The 16,147-nt window shown below is 73.0% G+C and carries 19 protein-coding genes; 15 read left to right on the forward strand and 4 right to left on the reverse strand.

Annotation, left to right across the window (positions count from 1 at the left end; all coding sequences use genetic code 11):
- The first annotated feature begins 199 nt into the window (after positions 1-199).
- The 9 genes from ACFW22_RS16890 to ACFW22_RS16930 all read left to right on the forward strand — a co-directional run bounded on the left by ACFW22_RS16890 (position 200) and on the right by ACFW22_RS16930 (position 7,883).
- Complete coding sequence (locus tag ACFW22_RS16890) at positions 200-1,225, forward strand: ParA family protein (protein WP_384886627.1); 1,026 nt, start codon at positions 200-202, stop codon at positions 1,223-1,225.
- Entirely contained in the window at positions 1,210-1,710 is a 501-nt protein-coding gene (locus ACFW22_RS16895) for a hypothetical protein (RefSeq protein WP_386404433.1), read from the forward strand. The genes ACFW22_RS16890 and ACFW22_RS16895 overlap by 16 nt, the downstream gene beginning before the upstream one ends.
- Before the next feature lie 45 nt (positions 1,711-1,755).
- Positions 1,756-2,817: a segregation and condensation protein A gene (locus tag ACFW22_RS16900; protein WP_386404436.1), complete on the forward strand. Its 1,062-nt coding sequence runs from the start codon at positions 1,756-1,758 to the stop codon at positions 2,815-2,817.
- Complete coding sequence (scpB, locus tag ACFW22_RS16905) at positions 2,814-3,407, forward strand: SMC-Scp complex subunit ScpB (RefSeq protein ID WP_386404439.1); 594 nt, start codon at positions 2,814-2,816, stop codon at positions 3,405-3,407. Before ACFW22_RS16900 ends, scpB begins: the two co-directional genes overlap by 4 nt.
- Entirely contained in the window at positions 3,407-4,654 is a 1,248-nt protein-coding gene (locus ACFW22_RS16910; RefSeq protein ID WP_386404442.1) for a pseudouridine synthase, read from the forward strand. The genes scpB and ACFW22_RS16910 overlap by 1 nt, the downstream gene beginning before the upstream one ends.
- A 139-nt stretch (positions 4,655-4,793) precedes the next feature.
- Positions 4,794-5,027, forward strand: a complete 234-nt coding sequence (locus ACFW22_RS16915; protein WP_386404446.1) for a hypothetical protein — start codon at positions 4,794-4,796, stop codon at positions 5,025-5,027.
- Positions 5,028-5,041: 14 nt separating this feature from the next.
- The gene (locus ACFW22_RS16920; protein WP_386404700.1) at positions 5,042-6,121 is read left to right on the forward strand and encodes an AAA family ATPase; all 1,080 of its coding nucleotides are present in this window, start codon (positions 5,042-5,044) and stop codon (positions 6,119-6,121) included.
- Positions 6,118-6,855, forward strand: coding sequence for an NUDIX domain-containing protein (locus ACFW22_RS16925; protein WP_386404449.1), 738 nt, complete (start codon positions 6,118-6,120; stop codon positions 6,853-6,855). Before ACFW22_RS16920 ends, ACFW22_RS16925 begins: the two co-directional genes overlap by 4 nt.
- The gene (locus tag ACFW22_RS16930) at positions 6,852-7,883 is read left to right on the forward strand and encodes an ADP-ribosylglycohydrolase family protein (RefSeq protein WP_386404452.1); all 1,032 of its coding nucleotides are present in this window, start codon (positions 6,852-6,854) and stop codon (positions 7,881-7,883) included. Before ACFW22_RS16925 ends, ACFW22_RS16930 begins: the two co-directional genes overlap by 4 nt.
- On the opposite strand, the gene ACFW22_RS16935 is transcribed toward ACFW22_RS16930, so the two are convergent.
- On the reverse strand, positions 7,880-8,590 hold the full coding sequence (locus ACFW22_RS16935; RefSeq protein ID WP_386404455.1) for a DNA polymerase beta superfamily protein: 711 nt from the start codon (positions 8,588-8,590) through the stop codon (positions 7,880-7,882). The genes ACFW22_RS16930 and ACFW22_RS16935 overlap by 4 nt on opposite strands.
- A 10-nt stretch (positions 8,591-8,600) precedes the next feature.
- Positions 8,601-9,053: a Rieske (2Fe-2S) protein gene (locus ACFW22_RS16940; protein WP_386404458.1), complete on the reverse strand. Its 453-nt coding sequence runs from the start codon at positions 9,051-9,053 to the stop codon at positions 8,601-8,603.
- Between the two features lie 448 nt (positions 9,054-9,501).
- Between ACFW22_RS16940 and aroH the strand changes: the two genes are divergently transcribed.
- The 5 genes from aroH (at position 9,502) to der (ending at position 13,924) form a co-directional block, all read left to right on the forward strand.
- Positions 9,502-9,864 (forward strand): chorismate mutase, encoded by a 363-nt coding sequence (gene aroH / locus ACFW22_RS16945; RefSeq protein ID WP_386404461.1) that lies wholly within the window; start codon positions 9,502-9,504, stop codon positions 9,862-9,864.
- Positions 9,861-10,949: a prephenate dehydrogenase gene (locus tag ACFW22_RS16950; protein WP_386404464.1), complete on the forward strand. Its 1,089-nt coding sequence runs from the start codon at positions 9,861-9,863 to the stop codon at positions 10,947-10,949. Before aroH ends, ACFW22_RS16950 begins: the two co-directional genes overlap by 4 nt.
- 140 nt (positions 10,950-11,089) lie before the next feature.
- The gene (gene cmk / locus ACFW22_RS16955) at positions 11,090-11,764 is read left to right on the forward strand and encodes a (d)CMP kinase (protein ID WP_386404467.1); all 675 of its coding nucleotides are present in this window, start codon (positions 11,090-11,092) and stop codon (positions 11,762-11,764) included.
- Positions 11,761-12,405 (forward strand): lysophospholipid acyltransferase family protein, encoded by a 645-nt coding sequence (locus tag ACFW22_RS16960; RefSeq protein WP_386404470.1) that lies wholly within the window; start codon positions 11,761-11,763, stop codon positions 12,403-12,405. The genes cmk and ACFW22_RS16960 overlap by 4 nt, the downstream gene beginning before the upstream one ends.
- Before the next feature lie 70 nt (positions 12,406-12,475).
- The gene (der, locus tag ACFW22_RS16965) at positions 12,476-13,924 is read left to right on the forward strand and encodes a ribosome biogenesis GTPase Der (protein ID WP_386404473.1); all 1,449 of its coding nucleotides are present in this window, start codon (positions 12,476-12,478) and stop codon (positions 13,922-13,924) included.
- A gap of 98 nt (positions 13,925-14,022) precedes the next feature.
- On the opposite strand, the gene ACFW22_RS16970 is transcribed toward der, so the two are convergent.
- Both ACFW22_RS16970 and ACFW22_RS16975 read right to left on the reverse strand, forming a co-directional pair.
- Positions 14,023-14,289, reverse strand: coding sequence for a hypothetical protein (locus tag ACFW22_RS16970; RefSeq protein WP_386404476.1), 267 nt, complete (start codon positions 14,287-14,289; stop codon positions 14,023-14,025).
- A gap of 191 nt (positions 14,290-14,480) precedes the next feature.
- Positions 14,481-15,263: a hypothetical protein gene (locus ACFW22_RS16975; RefSeq protein WP_386404479.1), complete on the reverse strand. Its 783-nt coding sequence runs from the start codon at positions 15,261-15,263 to the stop codon at positions 14,481-14,483.
- Positions 15,264-15,480: 217 nt separating this feature from the next.
- Here ACFW22_RS16975 and ACFW22_RS16980 point away from each other — a divergent pair, with 217 nt between their 5' ends.
- Complete coding sequence (locus ACFW22_RS16980; RefSeq protein WP_386404482.1) at positions 15,481-16,134, forward strand: transglycosylase family protein; 654 nt, start codon at positions 15,481-15,483, stop codon at positions 16,132-16,134.
- Positions 16,135-16,147 lie beyond the last annotated feature (13 nt).

Genomic DNA, 16,147 nt, shown 5'->3' on the forward strand with positions numbered 1-16,147 from the left:
GACACGCCATAGAGTCGCCAACCGTCGGCATGGTGCCACGCTGACCTATCGATAAATGTTCCTGGTCACATCCAAGGAGGTAAGACGACTTGTGAATGAGTCGACATTTACTCCCGGGAGCGGTGCGCCAGGTGCCCCGATCGGCTCCGTCGCGGTGCGGACCTTCACGACGCACCAGCCCATGACGAGTGCCCACACGATGAAGACGATGGACGGCCTACACGTGAACGCCACGGCCGGCAACGAGATGGGCCAAGAGTCCACCCACTTCGCCGCCTATGACGAGGTGCCCGAGGGGCACTTCTACGACCCCGACGCCGAGTACGAGCCCGATCCGGAGTACGCGGCCACCCTCGCACCCGATGCTGCCCGCCAGCGCCGCGAGCGGATCGGTCCCACCGGACGGCCGCTGCCGTACTTCCCGATCCCCGGCCCGCTGACCGACCACGGGCCCGCGAAGATCATCGCGATGTGCAACCAGAAGGGCGGCGTCGGCAAGACCACGTCGACCATCAACCTGGGCGCCGCGCTCGCCGAGTACGGACGGCGGGTGCTGCTCGTCGACTTCGACCCGCAGGGGGCCCTGTCGGTCGGCCTCGGCGTGAACCCGATGGAGCTGGACCTCACCGTCTACAACCTGCTCATGGAGCGGGGCATGTCGGCCGACGAGGTGCTCCTCAAGACCGCCGTGCCCAACATGGACCTGCTGCCGAGCAACATCGACCTCTCGGCCGCCGAAGTCCAGTTGGTCAGCGAGGTCGCGCGCGAGTCCACGCTCCAGCGCGCCCTGAAGCCGCTGATGAACGACTACGACTACATCGTGATCGACTGTCAGCCCTCGCTCGGCCTGCTGACCGTGAACGCCCTGACGGCGGCTCACAAGGTCATCGTGCCGCTGGAATGCGAGTTCTTCGCGCTCCGGGGGGTCGCGCTGCTCACCGAGACCATCGAGAAGGTCCAGGAGCGGCTCAACCCCGAGCTCGAACTCGACGGCATCCTCGCCACGATGTACGACTCGCGGACCGTGCACAGCCGTGAGGTCCTCGCGCGCGTCGTCGAGGCCTTCGACGACCACGTCTACCACACGGTCATCGGGCGGACCGTGCGCTTCCCGGAGACCACGGTCGCCGGCGAGCCCATCACCACGTACGCCTCCAACTCCGTGGGCGCCGCCGCCTACCGCCAGCTCGCCAGGGAGGTGCTCGCCCGGTGTCACGCCGAGTGAGTCTGCCCGGAGCCGACGAACTCTTCCGCACGACCGGGGGGACGGCGCTCCAGGCGTCCGTACCCCGCCGCGCCGTTCCGGCCCCGGCGGCCGAGAGCGACACGACCGCCGCCGGAGGGTCGGCGGAGCACGCGCCGGCCGACTCCGAGGCCGCCGAGCCCCGCGCCCGCACGGCCGAGCCCGACGCGCCGGCGCAGAAGGCGGCTCCCGCCGCCGCAGTGCCCGCCCCCGCGGCCAGGCGGCGCGGTGGCCGCACCACGAACCGGCGGCCCAGCGGCCGTGAGCGCCACGACGAGAAGATCACGGTCTACGTCTCCGCCGAGGAGCTGATGGACCTGGAGCACGCCCGGCTCGTGCTCCGCGGAGAGCACGGCCTCGCCGTCGACCGCGGCCGGATCGTCCGGGAAGCCGTCGCGGTCGTCCTGGCCGATCTGGAATCCCGCGGCGACGCGAGCATCCTCGTCCGCCGTCTGCGCGGTCGCTGACGGTAGCCTGCGGGCTGCCGTGCTCCTTGCTCCCCCTGGACCTCCATGCACCACGCTCCTGACGAAACGTCCCGCCCGTCGCGCCGCCGCCCCTTGGGTGGTGGCCCGGGCGGGGTGGCGCTGGAGGCCCCGGAGCGCCCGGCCCCGCCCGGGCCGTCGGCCCCGGAGCCCGGCCCACGGGCCGGGAGGAACCCCCGGTCCCCGGCTCGCCCGTCCGCGCGGCAGCACGACCGGGAAGGCGCATCGCCCGTGCCGCTGCCGGCGCCGGCAGCCGGGCCGGAGGCCGGCGCCGCTCCGGCCGGGGCGGGGAGCGGGCCCGACGGGCGGTTCACCGTGCGCCTCGCGAACTTCGAGGGTCCCTTCGACCTGCTCCTCCAGCTGATCACCAAGCACAAGCTCGACGTCACCGAGGTCGCCCTCTCCGAGGTCACCGACGACTTCATGGCGCACCTGCGGGCCCTCGGGCCCGACGGGGACCTCGACCAGACCACCGAGTTCCTCGTCGTCGCCGCCACCCTGCTCGACCTCAAGACCGCACGGCTGCTCCCCGTCGCAGAGGTGGAGGACGAGGCCGACCTCGCGCTCCTCGAGGCCCGCGACCTGCTCTTCGCCCGACTCCTGCAGTACCGCGCCTACAAGCGGATCGCCGCGATCTTCGAGGACCGCTGGGAGGCCGAGGGGCACCGTCACCCCCGTACCGTCGGACTCGAACCCCACCACGCCGAACTGCTCCCCGAGGTCGTCCTCTCCATCGGTGCCGAGGGCTTCGCGAAGCTGGCCGCCAAGGCCATGCAGCCCAAGGCCGAGCCCCAGGTGTACGTCGATCACATCCACGCCCCGCTGGTCAGCGTCCGGGACCAGGCCGCCGTGGTCGTCGCACTGCTCCGTGCCCGCGGCTCGGCGGCCTTCCGCGAGCTGATCGAGGACGCCGGGGACACCCTGACCGTCGTCGCCCGCTTCCTCGCCCTGCTGGAGCTCTACCGGGAGAAGGCCGTCGCCCTCGACCAGGAGACCGCCCTGGGGGACCTCACGGTCTCCTGGACCGGCGGGGACGCGGACCCGTCGACGGCCGTGACCGACGAATTCGACCAGGAGGACACCGCATGAGCGACCTCAAGCCCGCCCTCGAAGCCGTCCTCATGGTCGTCGACGAACCCGCCACCGAGGAGCACCTCGCCAAGGTCCTGGAGCGCACCCGGCGCGAGGTGGCCGACGCCCTGCACGAACTGGCCGAGGAGTACACCGCCCAGGGGAGGGGCTTCGAGCTGCGTCGGGTGGCCGGGGGCTGGCGCTACTACACCCGTCCCGCGTTCGCCCCGGCCGTCGAGGCCTTCGTCCTGGAGGGACAGCAGGCGCGGCTCACCCAGGCGGCCCTGGAGACCCTCGCGGTCGTCGCGTACCGCCAGCCGGTCAGCCGTTCCCGGGTCTCCGCGGTCCGTGGGGTCAACTGTGACGGCGTGATGCGGACCCTCCTCCAGCGGGGGCTGGTGGAGGAGGCGGGCGCGGAACCCGAAACAGGTGCGATCCTGTACAGGACGACGAACTACTTCCTGGAGCGGATGGGCCTGTGCGGCCTGGACGAGCTCCCCGAACTCGCGCCCTTCCTCCCGGAGGCCGAGGCGGTCGAGCCGGACTCCCTGGAAGGCGTCCCGTCGTTCGAACCGGACGCAGACGTAGACGACAAGACGGAACTTTGATGCGAAGCAGCAGCGGCAGGAACAGCAGCGGAAACAACGGCGGGAGCCGTGGTGGCAACAGCGGCGGCCGCGGCGGCAGCGGCGGCAGCGGCAGCGGTGGCGGTGGCGGCCGAGGCAACGGCGGTGGCGGCGGCGGGCGCGGCAACTACCGCGGCGCCGGCAACGGCCGCGACGACCGACAGGGCCAGGGCGGCGGACGTCCGGGCCAGGGCGGCGGCGGACGCGCCGGTCAGGGCGGCCGGTCGGGCGGCGCCAACCCGCGCAGGCCGCGCCCGGAGGAGCGCAGCTACGACGTGGGCGGCTACGGCGGCCCCGGCGGTTCTTCGGACGCCCCCAAGCGCGGCCGGGGCGCCGCGGCGCGCGGCGGCGCCAAGGGCGGCCCCCGACAGTCCCCGCAGCGGGGCGGGGGCCGTACGACGCCCGCCCGCTCGCGCGAGTACGACGCCCGCGCGGAGGAGCGCAACCGGGAGCGGTACGCCGGCAAGCCCGAGGTCAAGACCCCGAAGACCTTCCCCGGCGCCGAGCAGGAGGGCGAGCGCCTGCAGAAGGTCCTCGCCCGTGCCGGCATGGGCTCGCGGCGCGCCTGCGAGGAGCTCATCGAGCAGGCCCGCGTCGAGGTCAACGGCGAGATCGTGCTCGAACAGGGGATGCGCGTCGATCCCGAGAAGGACGAGATCAAGGTGGACGGCCTGACCGTCGCCACCCAGTCGTACCTCTTCTTCGCGCTGAACAAGCCTGCTGGTGTCGTCTCCACCATGGAGGACCCGGACGGTCGTCAGTGCCTCGGCGACTACGTCACCAACCGCGAGACCCGGCTGTTCCACGTCGGTCGGCTCGACACCGAGACCGAGGGCATCATCCTGCTCACCAATCACGGTGAACTGGCCCACCGCCTCACGCACCCCAAGTACGGCGTGAAGAAGACCTACCTGGCCGCCATCACCGGTCCGCTGCCCCGCGAGGTCGGACGGCGGCTGAAGGACGGCATCCAGCTGGAGGACGGCTACGCCCGCGCCGATCACTTCCGGGTGGTGGAGCAGACCGGCAAGAACTACCTGGTCGAGGTCACCCTGCACGAGGGCCGCAAGCACATCGTGCGCCGGATGCTGGCCGAGGCCGGCTTCCCGGTCGAGAAGCTGGTCCGCACCGCCTTCGGGCCGATCGCCCTCGGCGACCAGAAGTCGGGCTGGCTGCGCCGCCTGACCAACACCGAGGTCGGCATGTTGATGAAGGAAGTCGGCATGTAGGACCCGCGGCCCCGTCGCGCGACGAGGAAGCCCGTGAGCACCGCCCGGTGGTCACGGGCTTCCTCGCGTCCGGACCCGGGAGCCCTTGCCGAAGCCATTCGCCCCCTTTATAGTCATGGTGACTTTTAAAGGAGGCGGCATGGGCCTCGCGGATGCGCTCGAACCGCTGCAACAACCGCTCTTCGCCCTCCCGGACGCCCCGGTCGGCCGGACCGGGGTCCCGGGGTTCTGCCGCGGCGCGCTCTTCGCGGAGGAGGAGCCCCGCCTCGCCTCCCTGCCGTACGTCGGACCCATGCCCCTCTGTCCCCTCGGGCCGCGCAACGGGACCCGGGACCTCGCCGGTGCCCGACGCGCGGCGGGAGCCGCGGCATGAAGGGCGGGGGCGCCGTGCGGCGCTACGGCCACGGCCTCGTCCTCGGGAAGTTCCGTCCGCCGCACGCCGGCCACCACCACCTCGTCCGCACCGCGCGCGACCGCTGCGAGCGCCTCACCGTGCTCGTCTGCGCCTCCCCCGGGGAGGGCATCCCCCTGGAGGACCGGGTCTCCTGGATGCGCGAGGTCCACCCCGACGTCCTCGTCCTCGGAGCCGTCGACGACGCCCCCGTGGACCTCCACGACCCCGACGACTGGGCCGCCCACATGGCGGTCTTCCGGGCCGCCGTCCCCGAACGCGTCGACGCCGTCTTCACCTCGGAGCCCAACGGCGAGGAGCTCGGCCGCTGCTTCGGCGCCGCATCCGTGCCCGTCGACCGGGAACGCCTCCGCTTCCCCGTCTCCGGGGCCGCCGTCCGCGCCGACCCCGCCGGCTGCTGGGACCACCTCGAACCACCGGTGCGGTCCGCGCTCACCCGGCGGATCGTCGTCCTCGGGGCCGAGTCCACCGGCACCACCACCCTGGTCCTCGCCCTCGCCGACCACTACCGGAGGCGCGGTGGCGTCTGGGCCCGCACCCGGTGCGTGCCGGAGTACGGCCGCGAGTACGGCGAACTCAAGCTCGCCGAACTCCGCCTCGAACGCCCCGGCGCCGACCGTTCCGAGGTCGCCTTCCGCTCCTCCGACTTCCCCGTCATCGCCCAGCGCCAGGCGGAACTGGAGGAAGCGGCGGCCCGGGACGGCTCACCCGTGCTCTTCTGCGACACCGACGCCTTCGCCACCACCATCTGGCACGAGCGCCACCTGGGCACCAGCAGTCCCGCCACCGGCGAGATCGCCGCCCGGGGGCGACAGCACCTCTGGCTGCTCGCCGACCACCGGGGCGTCGACTCCGACGGCGGCGGACTGCGCGACGGGGAACATCTGAGGCCCTGGATGACCGCCCGCTTCCTCGCCCAACTCACCCACACCGGCCGCCGCACCGCCGTGCTCACCGGCCCCCACGAGGAGCGCCTCGCGACTGCCGTCGCCGCCGTCGACGGACTGCTCGCCGAGGGCTGGCACCTCACCGACCCCCTGCCGGAGCGCCCATGAGCACCCACCGGGCCCCCGAGGGCTACGATCCCCGCGCCTTCGAACCCTTCGCCGTCACCGTCGACCTCGCCGTCCTCACGATCCGCGGAGAACGCCTCCACGTGCTGCTGGTCGAGCGCGGCCAGGACCCCTACGCCGGGGCCTGGGCCCTGCCCGGCGGCTTCGTCCTGCCCCACGAGTCCGCCGAGCGGGCCGCCCGCCGCGAACTCGCCGAGGAGACCGGGCTCTCCGGGGCCACCGCAGCCGGACTGCACCTCGAACAACTCCGCACCTACACGGAACCGGACCGGGACCCGAGGATGCGGGTCGTCTCCGTCGCCTTCACCGCGCTCGTCCCGGACCCGCCGGAGCCGCGCGGCGGCGGTGACGCGGCCCGGGCCCGCTGGATCCCGTACGGGACGCACGGCCGGCTCGCCTTCGACCACGACCGGATCCTCGTCGACGCCCACGAACGGGTCGGCGCCAAACTGGAGTACACCGGCCTCGCGACCGCCTTCTGCCCGCCCGAGTTCACCCTCGGCGAGCTGCGGCAGGTCTACGAGACGGTGTGGGGCGTCGAACTCGACCGCCCCAACTTCCGGCGCAAGGTCCTCGCCACGCCCGGCTTCGTCCGGCCCGTGGACGGGCCGCCACGCCTCACCGGCGGGCGGGGAAAACCCGCCGCCCTCTATCGGGCGGGTGGGGCCACCACCCTTCACCCACCCCTCCTGCGACCGGAAGGACGCCCCGCATGAACCCCACCCGCAGCGCCGCCAAGCAGACCGCCACCGGCTCCCTGATGGGCCTCGCGCTCGGTGACGCGCTGGGCTTCCCCACCGAGTTCAACGACGTCCCGTCGATCCTCGCCAAGACCGGACCCTGGCGGGAGATGCCGTTGCCCCTGAGCAACGGGAAGGCGTACGTCACCGACGACACCCAGATGACCCTCGCCCTCGCCCGCGGCCTCCACACGGCCATGGGCCGGGGCGCGCTCGCCCCGCTGCGGCTCGCCCGACCGGTCCGTGCCGAGTTCGTCGACTGGTACCACTCCCCGGAGAACAACCGGGCCCCCGGCAACACCTGTCTGCGCGCCTGCATGCTCCTCGACGGCGACCGGCCCTGGCAGGACGCCAGCCAGATCCACTCCAAGGGCTGCGGCGCCAACATGAGGGTCGCACCCGTCGGGCTCGTCCCCGGTCTCAGCGAGGAACAGCGGGCCGGCGCCGCCCAGCTCCAGTCGGCACTGACGCACGGCCACCCCACCGCGCTCGCCGCCTCCGACCTCACCGCCCGCGCCGTCCACCTCCTCGCCCGGGGCGTGGACCCGGCCGGCCTCGTCGGACAGCTCCGCTCCTATGCGTACGAGAACCGCTCCCGCTACCACGAGCGCTGGCTCGGCGACCTCTGGACCCGCTCCCAGGACCCCAGCGCACGACACTTCGTCGAGCGCGGCTGGGACGAGTGCCTGGCCGTCCTGGAGCGCCTGGAGGCCGTCCAGCGCACGGCCGATCCGGAGCTCGACCCCTGCACCTACACCGGCGACGGCTGGATCGCCGAGGAGGCCCTCGCGACGGGACTGCTCTGCTTCCTGCTCTTCCCCGGGGAGCCCCTCACCGCCCTGCGCCGGGCCGCCTGCACCCGCGGCGACTCCGATTCCATCGCCGCCCTCGCGGGCGCCTTCGCGGGTGCCCACCTCGGTGCGGACGCCTGGCCGGAGGAATGGACGGAGCACATCGAGCACCGCAGCGAACTCCTCGCCTTCGGCGCGCTCTGGGACGCCTAGGCGTACCGCCCTGCGGGGGAGGGGAGGTGCAGGGCCGAGGAGCGGCGGGCGCGGACCAGGAAGTCCTGGATGCGGGCCCGGTCCGGGACGTCGGGGAGGGGGGTCGTGTCATGGGCCCGGTCCGCCTCCTCCCGGAGGCGGTTCAGCCAGGACTCGACCTCGGCCCAGGACACCTCGCCGCGCTTGACCGCGAGGAGGCGGTCGCGCTCCTCCCCGACGTCGATGCGGAGCTCGCCCGTGCGCAGCAGGTCGCGGCAGCTGCCCAGGAGCCGCAACAGGTGCATGGCGTGCTTCCACCGAGGGTGGCCGTACTGGCGGACGTCCGCTTCGAGCTTGCGCCGCTGGCCCCCCGCGTACCGGACGAAGGTCTGGTGGGCCCGCCGGGACAAGAAGGCCCCGCGCAGCGACAGCAGCTCGCGCCCCCGGTCGTCGACGTGCTCGACGAGGGGGGAGTGGAGGCACTCCAGGACGTTCGGGTTGTTGAGCAGGGCGAGCTCGCAGAAGCGCTCCAACTCCCAGCTGAACTGCTCCTCGGCCGGTCCCTCCACGTGCGCGGGCGGCTTGTCGAAGTGCCAGAAGAGGGGCGTCGGGGCGAGGTAGACGCCCCGCACGTCCGTGTCGCTGCCCTCGGTCGCCAGACCGAAGGCGCGCGAGCCCATCACGCAGGAGTAGATCGTGTGCTCGCGCACCAGTTCGTCCGGAGTCATGCGGGGCAGGTTACGCCAGGGTGATCGTGTCGCCCGAGACGACGATCTGCTCGGCCGGCAGCGGCCGGGGGGCCGGCCCGGCCGCGACCGAGCCGTCGGCGATGCGGTACTTGGAGCCGTGGCAGGGACAGTCGATGGTGCCGTCGGCGACCTTGTTCACCGTGCAGCCCTGATGGGTGCAGATCGCGGAGAAGGCCTTGAACTCGCCCGCTGCCGGCTGGGTCACGACCACCTTCTCCTCCGGGAACACCGTCCCACCGCCCACCGGGATCTGGGAGGTCCTCGCCAGGGGAGCGGCGCCGCTCGGGGCGGGGGCGGTGGTGGTCGGGGCGGCCGAGGCCGGAGGAGCGGTCGGGGCGCTCGTGTCCGTGCCGCCGTCACCCCCGTCGTTCGAGCCGCAGCCCGTCGTCAGGGCCGCGGCGGCGAACAGGACGGTACGACGTCCGGTGGCGTGTGAAGTCATGCCGCCAGCTTGGCCGTGCACCGCCCACCGGGGCCGCAACACGCCTGTGCGCCCGGTTCCGCTCCCCCACACGGACGCCCCGGCCCGTTCCCGCACCCCGATGGCGGAACGGCGCGGTTCGGGTGAGGCGGGGCGTGTTCCGCACCCGGCGAAAGGCAGCACCACGGCGGGCAACGACCTCGGTGGTCTGCTCGGAAGCCTCCTGGGGAAGGGGGAAGGGGGAAGGGGACGGGGCAGCGACGGTGCCGGCGGCATCCCCAGCGGCTCGCTGCCCGGGGGGCCTCCCCGGAGGAGATCATCCGCCGGCAGCGGTTCCGACCCGACCCGACCCGCCCGTCCTCCGTTCCGGTGCGACGCGGCGTCCGTCTCGGAGGGCGGGCTCCGCACTGCGCCGCCCCCAGCGCTGACTAGGCTGAACGGAGCACTGGCGCAGGCGAAGGAGCACGACGTGGCGGTACGAGCGGTCCGGGGAGCCGTCCAACTGGAGAGGGACGAGGCAGGACACATGCGCGAGCAGGTCGAGGAACTGCTCACCACCGTCCTCGAACGCAATGGGCTCGTCCCCGACGACCTCATCAGCATCTGGTTCACCGCCACGCCCGACCTCCACAGCGACTTCCCCGCCGTCGCGGCCCGACGGCTCGGGATCGTCGACGTTCCGCTGATCTGCGCACAGGAAATCGACGTCGAGGGTGCGATGCCGCGGGTCGTCCGGCTGCTCGCCCACGTCGACACCGCACTGCCCAAGTCCCGGATCGCGCACGTCTACCTCGGTGCCGCGGCCGCCCTGCGCAAGGACATCGCCCAGTGAGAACAGCGCTCGTCATCGGAACCGGACTGATCGGCACCTCCGCCGCCCTCGCCCTGGCGGGCCGGGGCGTCACCGTCCACCTCCGCGACCACGACCCGGCCCGCGCCCGCACGGCCGCGGCCCTCGGCGCCGGCACCGACGAGGCGCCCGAAGGCCCCGTGGACCTCGCCGTCGTCGCAGTGCCCCCGGCACACGTGGCCGCCACCCTCGCCGACGCCATGACCGCCGGCCTCGCCCGCGGCTACCTCGACGTGGCGAGCGTCAAGGGCGGACCCCAGCGCGAGCTGGAGGCATCGGGCCTCGACCTCACCGCCTACATCGGCAGCCACCCGATGTCCGGCAAGGAGCGCTCGGGTCCGCTGGCCGCCACCGGGGACCTCTTCGAGGGGCGTCCGTGGGTCCTCACCCCGACCAGGGACACCGACACCGAGGTCCTCAACCTCGCCCTGGAGCTCGTCGCCCTCTGCCGGGCGGTCCCCGTCGTCATGAACGCCGACGCGCACGACCGGGCCGTGGCACTCGTCTCCCACACCCCCCAGCTGGTGTCGTCCATGGTCGCCGCACGTCTGGAGGAGGCCGACGAGTCCGCCGTGCGCCTCTGCGGGCAGGGCATCCGCGACGTCACCCGGATCGCGGCTTCCGACCCCCGCATGTGGGTCGAGATCCTCTCCGCCAACCCCGGGCCCGTCGCCGAGGTCCTCTCCGGCGTCGCCGCCGACCTCGACGAGACCGTCCGTGCCCTGCGCGCCCTGCAGTCCGCCGACCGGGACAAGCGCCGGGAGGGAGCCTCGGGCGTCGAGGACGTCCTGCGCCGCGGCAACGCCGGCCGTGCCCGCGTCCCCGGCAAGCACGGAGCCGCCCCCACGGCCTACGAGACCGTTGCCGTCCTCATCAGCGACCAGCCGGGCGAGCTCGCCCGCATCTTCGCCGACGCGGGCCGCGCGGGCGTCAACATCGAGGACGTCCGCATCGAGCACGCGACGAGCCAGCAGGCGGGCCTCGTCCAGCTCATGGTCGAGCCGTCGGCGGCCCCGGTGCTGGAGGCGGCCCTGAAGGAGCGGGGCTGGGCCCTGCGCACCGGGTGACGCCGGGCGGGCCCTCCGGCGGGTTCCGGAGGGCCCGCGGCCGGGCTGGGCCGAACGGGTGCGTGGGACTCGGTAACCTTGGGGAGGTCCCCCGCATCTCCGCCGGGCTCCGCCACTCACCCCAGGAAGGTGTTCCCACCGTGGAATCCGTGATCGTCGCCATCGACGGGCCCTCCGGCACGGGCAAGTCCAGCACCTCGAAGGCGGTCGCCGCCAAGCTGGGGCTGAGCTACCTCGACACCGGCGCCCAGTACCGGGCGATCACCTGGTGGATGATCAGCAACGGCATCGACGTGCACGACCCCGAGGCCGTGGCCAATGCCGCGAGCAAGCCGGTCATCGTCTCCGGCACCGACCCGGCCCGCCCCACCATCACGGTGGACGGCGCCGACGCCTCCGGCCCCATCCGCACCGAAGAGGTCACCTCCAAGGTCAGCGCCGTCAGCGCCGTTCCCGAGGTGCGGGCGCTCATCACCGAGCTCCAGCGGACCATCGCCAAGGACGCCGAGCACGGCATCGTCGTCGAGGGCCGGGACATCGGCACCACCGTCCTGCCCGATGCCGACCTGAAGGTCTTCCTCACCGCCTCGCCCGAGGCCCGTGCCGCCCGCCGCTCCGGCGAGCTCAAGGGCGCCGACGTGCACGCGACGAAGGAAGCCCTGATCAAGCGGGACACGGCCGACTCCAGCCGCAAGACCTCTCCGCTCGCCAAGGCCGGCGACGCCGTCGAGGTCGACACCACCGACCTCACCCTGGAGCAGGTCATCGAGTGCGTCGTCACCCTGGTGGACGAGAAGCGGACGGCCGCCAAGTGACCCTGCCCTCCGAGAGGGGCGCCGCCGTCGGCCGACGCATCGGCATCGGGTTGATGTACGGCTTCTGGAAGCCTCGCGTCCTCGGCGCCTGGCGCGTGCCGGCCTCCGGCCCCGCCATCCTCGCCGTCAACCACGCGCACAACATCGACGGCCCGATGCTCATGGGCACCGCCCCGCGCCCCGTGCACTTCCTCATCAAGAAGGAGGCGTTCGTCGGCCCGCTCGGCAGCTTCCTGGAAGGCATCGGGCAGCTCAAGGTGGACCGGGACAGCACGGACCGCACCGCGATCTCCCACGCCCTGGGCGTCCTGGAGCAGGGCGGCGTCCTCGGGATCTTCCCCGAGGGCACCCGCGGCGACGGTGACTTCGCCTCGCTCCGCGCCGGTCTGGCGTACTTCGCCGTCCGCAGCGGCGCGCCGATCGTTCCGGTCGCCGTCCTGGGAAGCACCGACCGCCGCGGACGGTTGGTCAAGGCACTGCCCCCGTTGCGGGGTCGCGTCGACGTCGTCTTCGGAGACGCGTTCGAGGCGGGCGACGGGTCGGGCCGGCGCACCCGCAAGGCGCTGGACGAGGCCACCGTACGGATCCAGGGCAAGCTCACCGAGCACCTGGAAAACGCCAGGCGCCTCACCGGGCGCTGAGCGAGACTCTCAGTAGTGGGCCCCGTCGCCCGGGGACCCACCGACCACGAATGATCAAGGAACGGACTTCATGAACGACCAGCACGACCACGGGGCACTTGGCGACGCCGAGTACGCGGAGTTCATGGAGCTCGCCGCGGAAGAGGGCTTCGACGTCGAGGACGTCGAGGGCGCGATCGAGGAGGCCGGCCACGGCCCGCTCCCCGTCCTCGCCGTCGTCGGCCGCCCGAACGTCGGCAAGTCGACCCTGGTGAACCGCATCATCGGCCGCCGCGAGGCCGTCGTCGAGGACAAGCCGGGCGTCACCCGTGACCGCGTCACCTACGAGGCCGAGTGGGCCGGCCGGCGCTTCAAGATCGTCGACACCGGCGGCTGGGAGCAGGACGTCCTCGGCATCGACGCCTCCGTCGCCGCCCAGGCCGAGTACGCCATCGAGGCCGCCGACGCCTGCCTCTTCGTGGTGGACGCCACCGTCGGCGCCACCGACACCGACGAGGCCGTCGTCAAGCTGCTCCGGCGTGCCGGGAAGCCCGTCGTCCTCGCCGCCAACAAGGTCGACGGCCAGTCCGGCGAGGCCGACGCGGCCATGCTCTGGTCCCTGGGCCTCGGCGAGCCTTTCCCCGTCTCCTCGCTGCACGGCCGCGGCACCGGAGACCTCCTCGACGAGGTCCTGAGGAAGCTCCCCGAGGCCCCCGAGCAGCGCTTCGGCAACGCGGTGGGCGGCCCGCGCCGCATCGCCCTCATCGGGCGCCCGAACGTGGGCAAGTCCTCCCTGCTCAACAAGGTGGCGGGCGAGGACCGGGTCGTCGTCAACGAGCTGGCCGGCACCACCCGCGACCCGGTCGACGAGCTGATCGAGCTCGGCGGCGTGACCTGGAAGTTCGTCGATACCGCAGGAATCCGGAAGAAGGTCCACCTCCAGGAGGGCGCGGACTACTACGCCTCGCTGCGGACCGCCGCGGCCGTCGAGAAGGCGGAGGTGGCCGTCATCCTGATCGACACCACCGACAACATTTCGGTCCAGGACCAGCGCATCATCACGATGGCGGTCGAGTCGGGCCGTGCCGTCGTGATCGCCTACAACAAGTGGGACGAGCTCGACGAGGAGCGCCGCTACTACCTGGAGCGCGAGATCGAGACCGAGATGCAGCAGGTCTCCTGGGCGCCCCGGGTCAACGTCTCCGCCAAGACCGGCCGCCACATGGACAAGCTGGTCCCGGCGATCGAGACCGCCCTCGCGGGTTGGGAGACCCGCATCCCCACCGGCCGGCTCAACGCCTTCCTGGGCGAGATCGTGGCCGCCCACCCGCACCCGGTCCGCGGCGGCAAGCAGCCCCGCATCCTCTTCGGCACCCAGGCGGGCACCAAGCCGCCCCGGTTCGTGCTCTTCGCCTCCGGCTTCCTGGAGGCCGGCTACCGCCGCTTCATCGAGCGCCGGCTGCGTGAGGAGTTCGGTTTCGAAGGCACCCCGATCCACATCTCGGTCCGGGTGCGCGAGAAGCGGGGCCGCAAGAAGTAGGACCCGCGGAAGCGACACACGGCTGAGGGCCGGGGCGATCAGGCCCCGGCCCTCAGCCGTGTGTCGATGTCCTGGGTGCGGTTCTTCCCTCTTCCGCCCTAGAGACCCCTGCGGGGCCCCGGCGGCAGTGCTGCCGGGGCCTGCGGGGGCTGGGCCGACCACACGGGCGGATGCGGTGCCGCGTACCGGTGGCCCTGCCCGTACACGCCGGTGCCCAGAACCGTGCCGAAGGACCGGAAGCCCAGTTCCTCCTCGCCGCTGCGGTCGCCCGGCAGGGTGCGGAACGTCCTGCGGTACTCCGAGTACAGGGCGTCGTAGATCGGCGTGGGCGAGGGGCCCGCCGAGACTCCCTGCGCAGGGCGCATCGAAGGGATCTGGCTCGGATACGGCTGGAGGAACGGCTCGTATGGGTACACGTAGGTGCCAACGACCCGGCCGCCCGTCGGATGCGGCCGGGTCTCCGAAAGGGGGGCGCTCCGGGGACGCGGCACGGTCGGGACCTCCGACCCCGCCCCGGGCGGCTGCGGTCGCCCTATGCCGAGCCCGCCGTCTCCCATCAGGTGCCGGCCAGCGGCATCGCGGCGGCCACCAGACGGCCGTTCGCCGCGGCCTTCTCCAAGGCGTCGCGCAGCAGGTCCTCGCGCGGCTGCTGACCGATCGAGCCCACCGGGGCGGCGAAGACCAGGACCGTGTGCGACTTGTTCGCCGCCGTGCGCCAGCCCTCGGTGACCTGGAGCGGCTGGTGGGCCTGCCACCACGCGGCCTGCCCCGCACCGCCCGGACCCGGCTGGAGGACGGAGTGCAGCTGCCCCATCGCGACCAGGACGGACCAACCCGGCAGCACCGCCGGTCGCTCGTCGAGGCTCGTCACCGGCTGGAAGCCCTGCTCGGCGAGGAGCGACAGGAACTCGTCGGTGAGGCCGTCCGAGCCCGGCCGGACCACCGGGGCGGTCGGCTCCACCACCAGCGCCGGGTGCAGCTCGCCCTCGATCAGGACGAGACCGCTGGTGACCCCGAGCACCGCCTGCTCGGGGTGGGAGGCGGAGAGGGCGTCGGCGGCGTCCGAGGCGGCGATGGAGGCGACGGCGCCCTGGAGCTGCTCCTCGGCGACCCGGACGACCTGCGAGGGGATGCAGCTGGCGTGGGCGAAGGCGAGCACCGCGGTCTCCTCGCCGACGAACAGCACCGTGCTGGTCCGCTCCTGGTCGGAGTCGCCCGGTGTGCGGCAGGAGGTGCAGTCGTAACTGCCCGGGGCGTTGTCGCCGGCCAGCAGCCGGTCGGCTTCTTCGTCGCCGATCTCGGTGCGTACGTCCTCGCTGACGTCGAGCATGCGCGGCACGGGGGACTCCCTGGACTCGGTGCGGGGGGCGCCGGGCCGTTTCCCGAGCGCCTCATGCCGAGTTCAACGGGTCAGGCTCGGCCGGGGTCACGCGCGGATGCGGGGCAACTTGCCACCGGCGTGTGCGAGGGGGCGCATGACTCCGACCGGGTGGGGTGCGAACGGTGTTCCGCGCGGCACGGACCGGGGCCGTCGACGGGCTGCCTAGCCTGCCCCGATGTCGAAGATCCGATTTTGGACGTCCGGTTCCCTGGCGGTGGCGTCCGCAGTGGCGCTGCTCGCCCTGGCTCCGGTGCCCGCCCAGGCGCGCGACGCGTCTCCCGCTCCGGTGGACGTCCCCGCCCCGCTCGCGGTCCGAGAGGCGTCCGCAGGGGCCAGGGAGGAAGCCGCCGCAGCGCTCCAAGAGGTGTCGGACGCGCTCCACGAGGCCGCCTCCGCACCCGCGTACGCCTGCGCCGACGACCAGTGGCCCTGGGGCTGTGTCGCCGAGTGCGAGAGCAGCGGACGCTGGCACGTCAACACCGGCAACGGCTTCTACGGCGGACTCCAGTTCTGGCACCCCACCTGGGTCGAGCACGGCGGCCTCGCCTACGCCCGGCGTGCCGACCTCGCCACCCGGCAGCAACAGATCACCGTCGCCGAGGAGGTGTTGCGCACCCAGGGCTGGGGGGCTTGGCCCGTCTGCTCCAAGCGGTACGGGCTCAGCGGGCGCGTCCACACCGTCCGGTCCGGCGACACGCTCAGCGCGATCGCCCGCCGCTTCGCGATCAAGGGCGGCTGGCAGGCGCTGTACGCCGCGAACCGTACGGTGATCGGGGCCGATCCCCACCGCCTCGTCGTCGGCGCCATGCTGCGGATCGCCCCGCTCTGAGACGGGGCGCCAC

The organism is Streptomyces sp. NPDC058872 (genome assembly GCF_042743065.1).
Classification (GTDB): Bacteria; Actinomycetota; Actinomycetes; order Streptomycetales; family Streptomycetaceae; genus Streptomyces.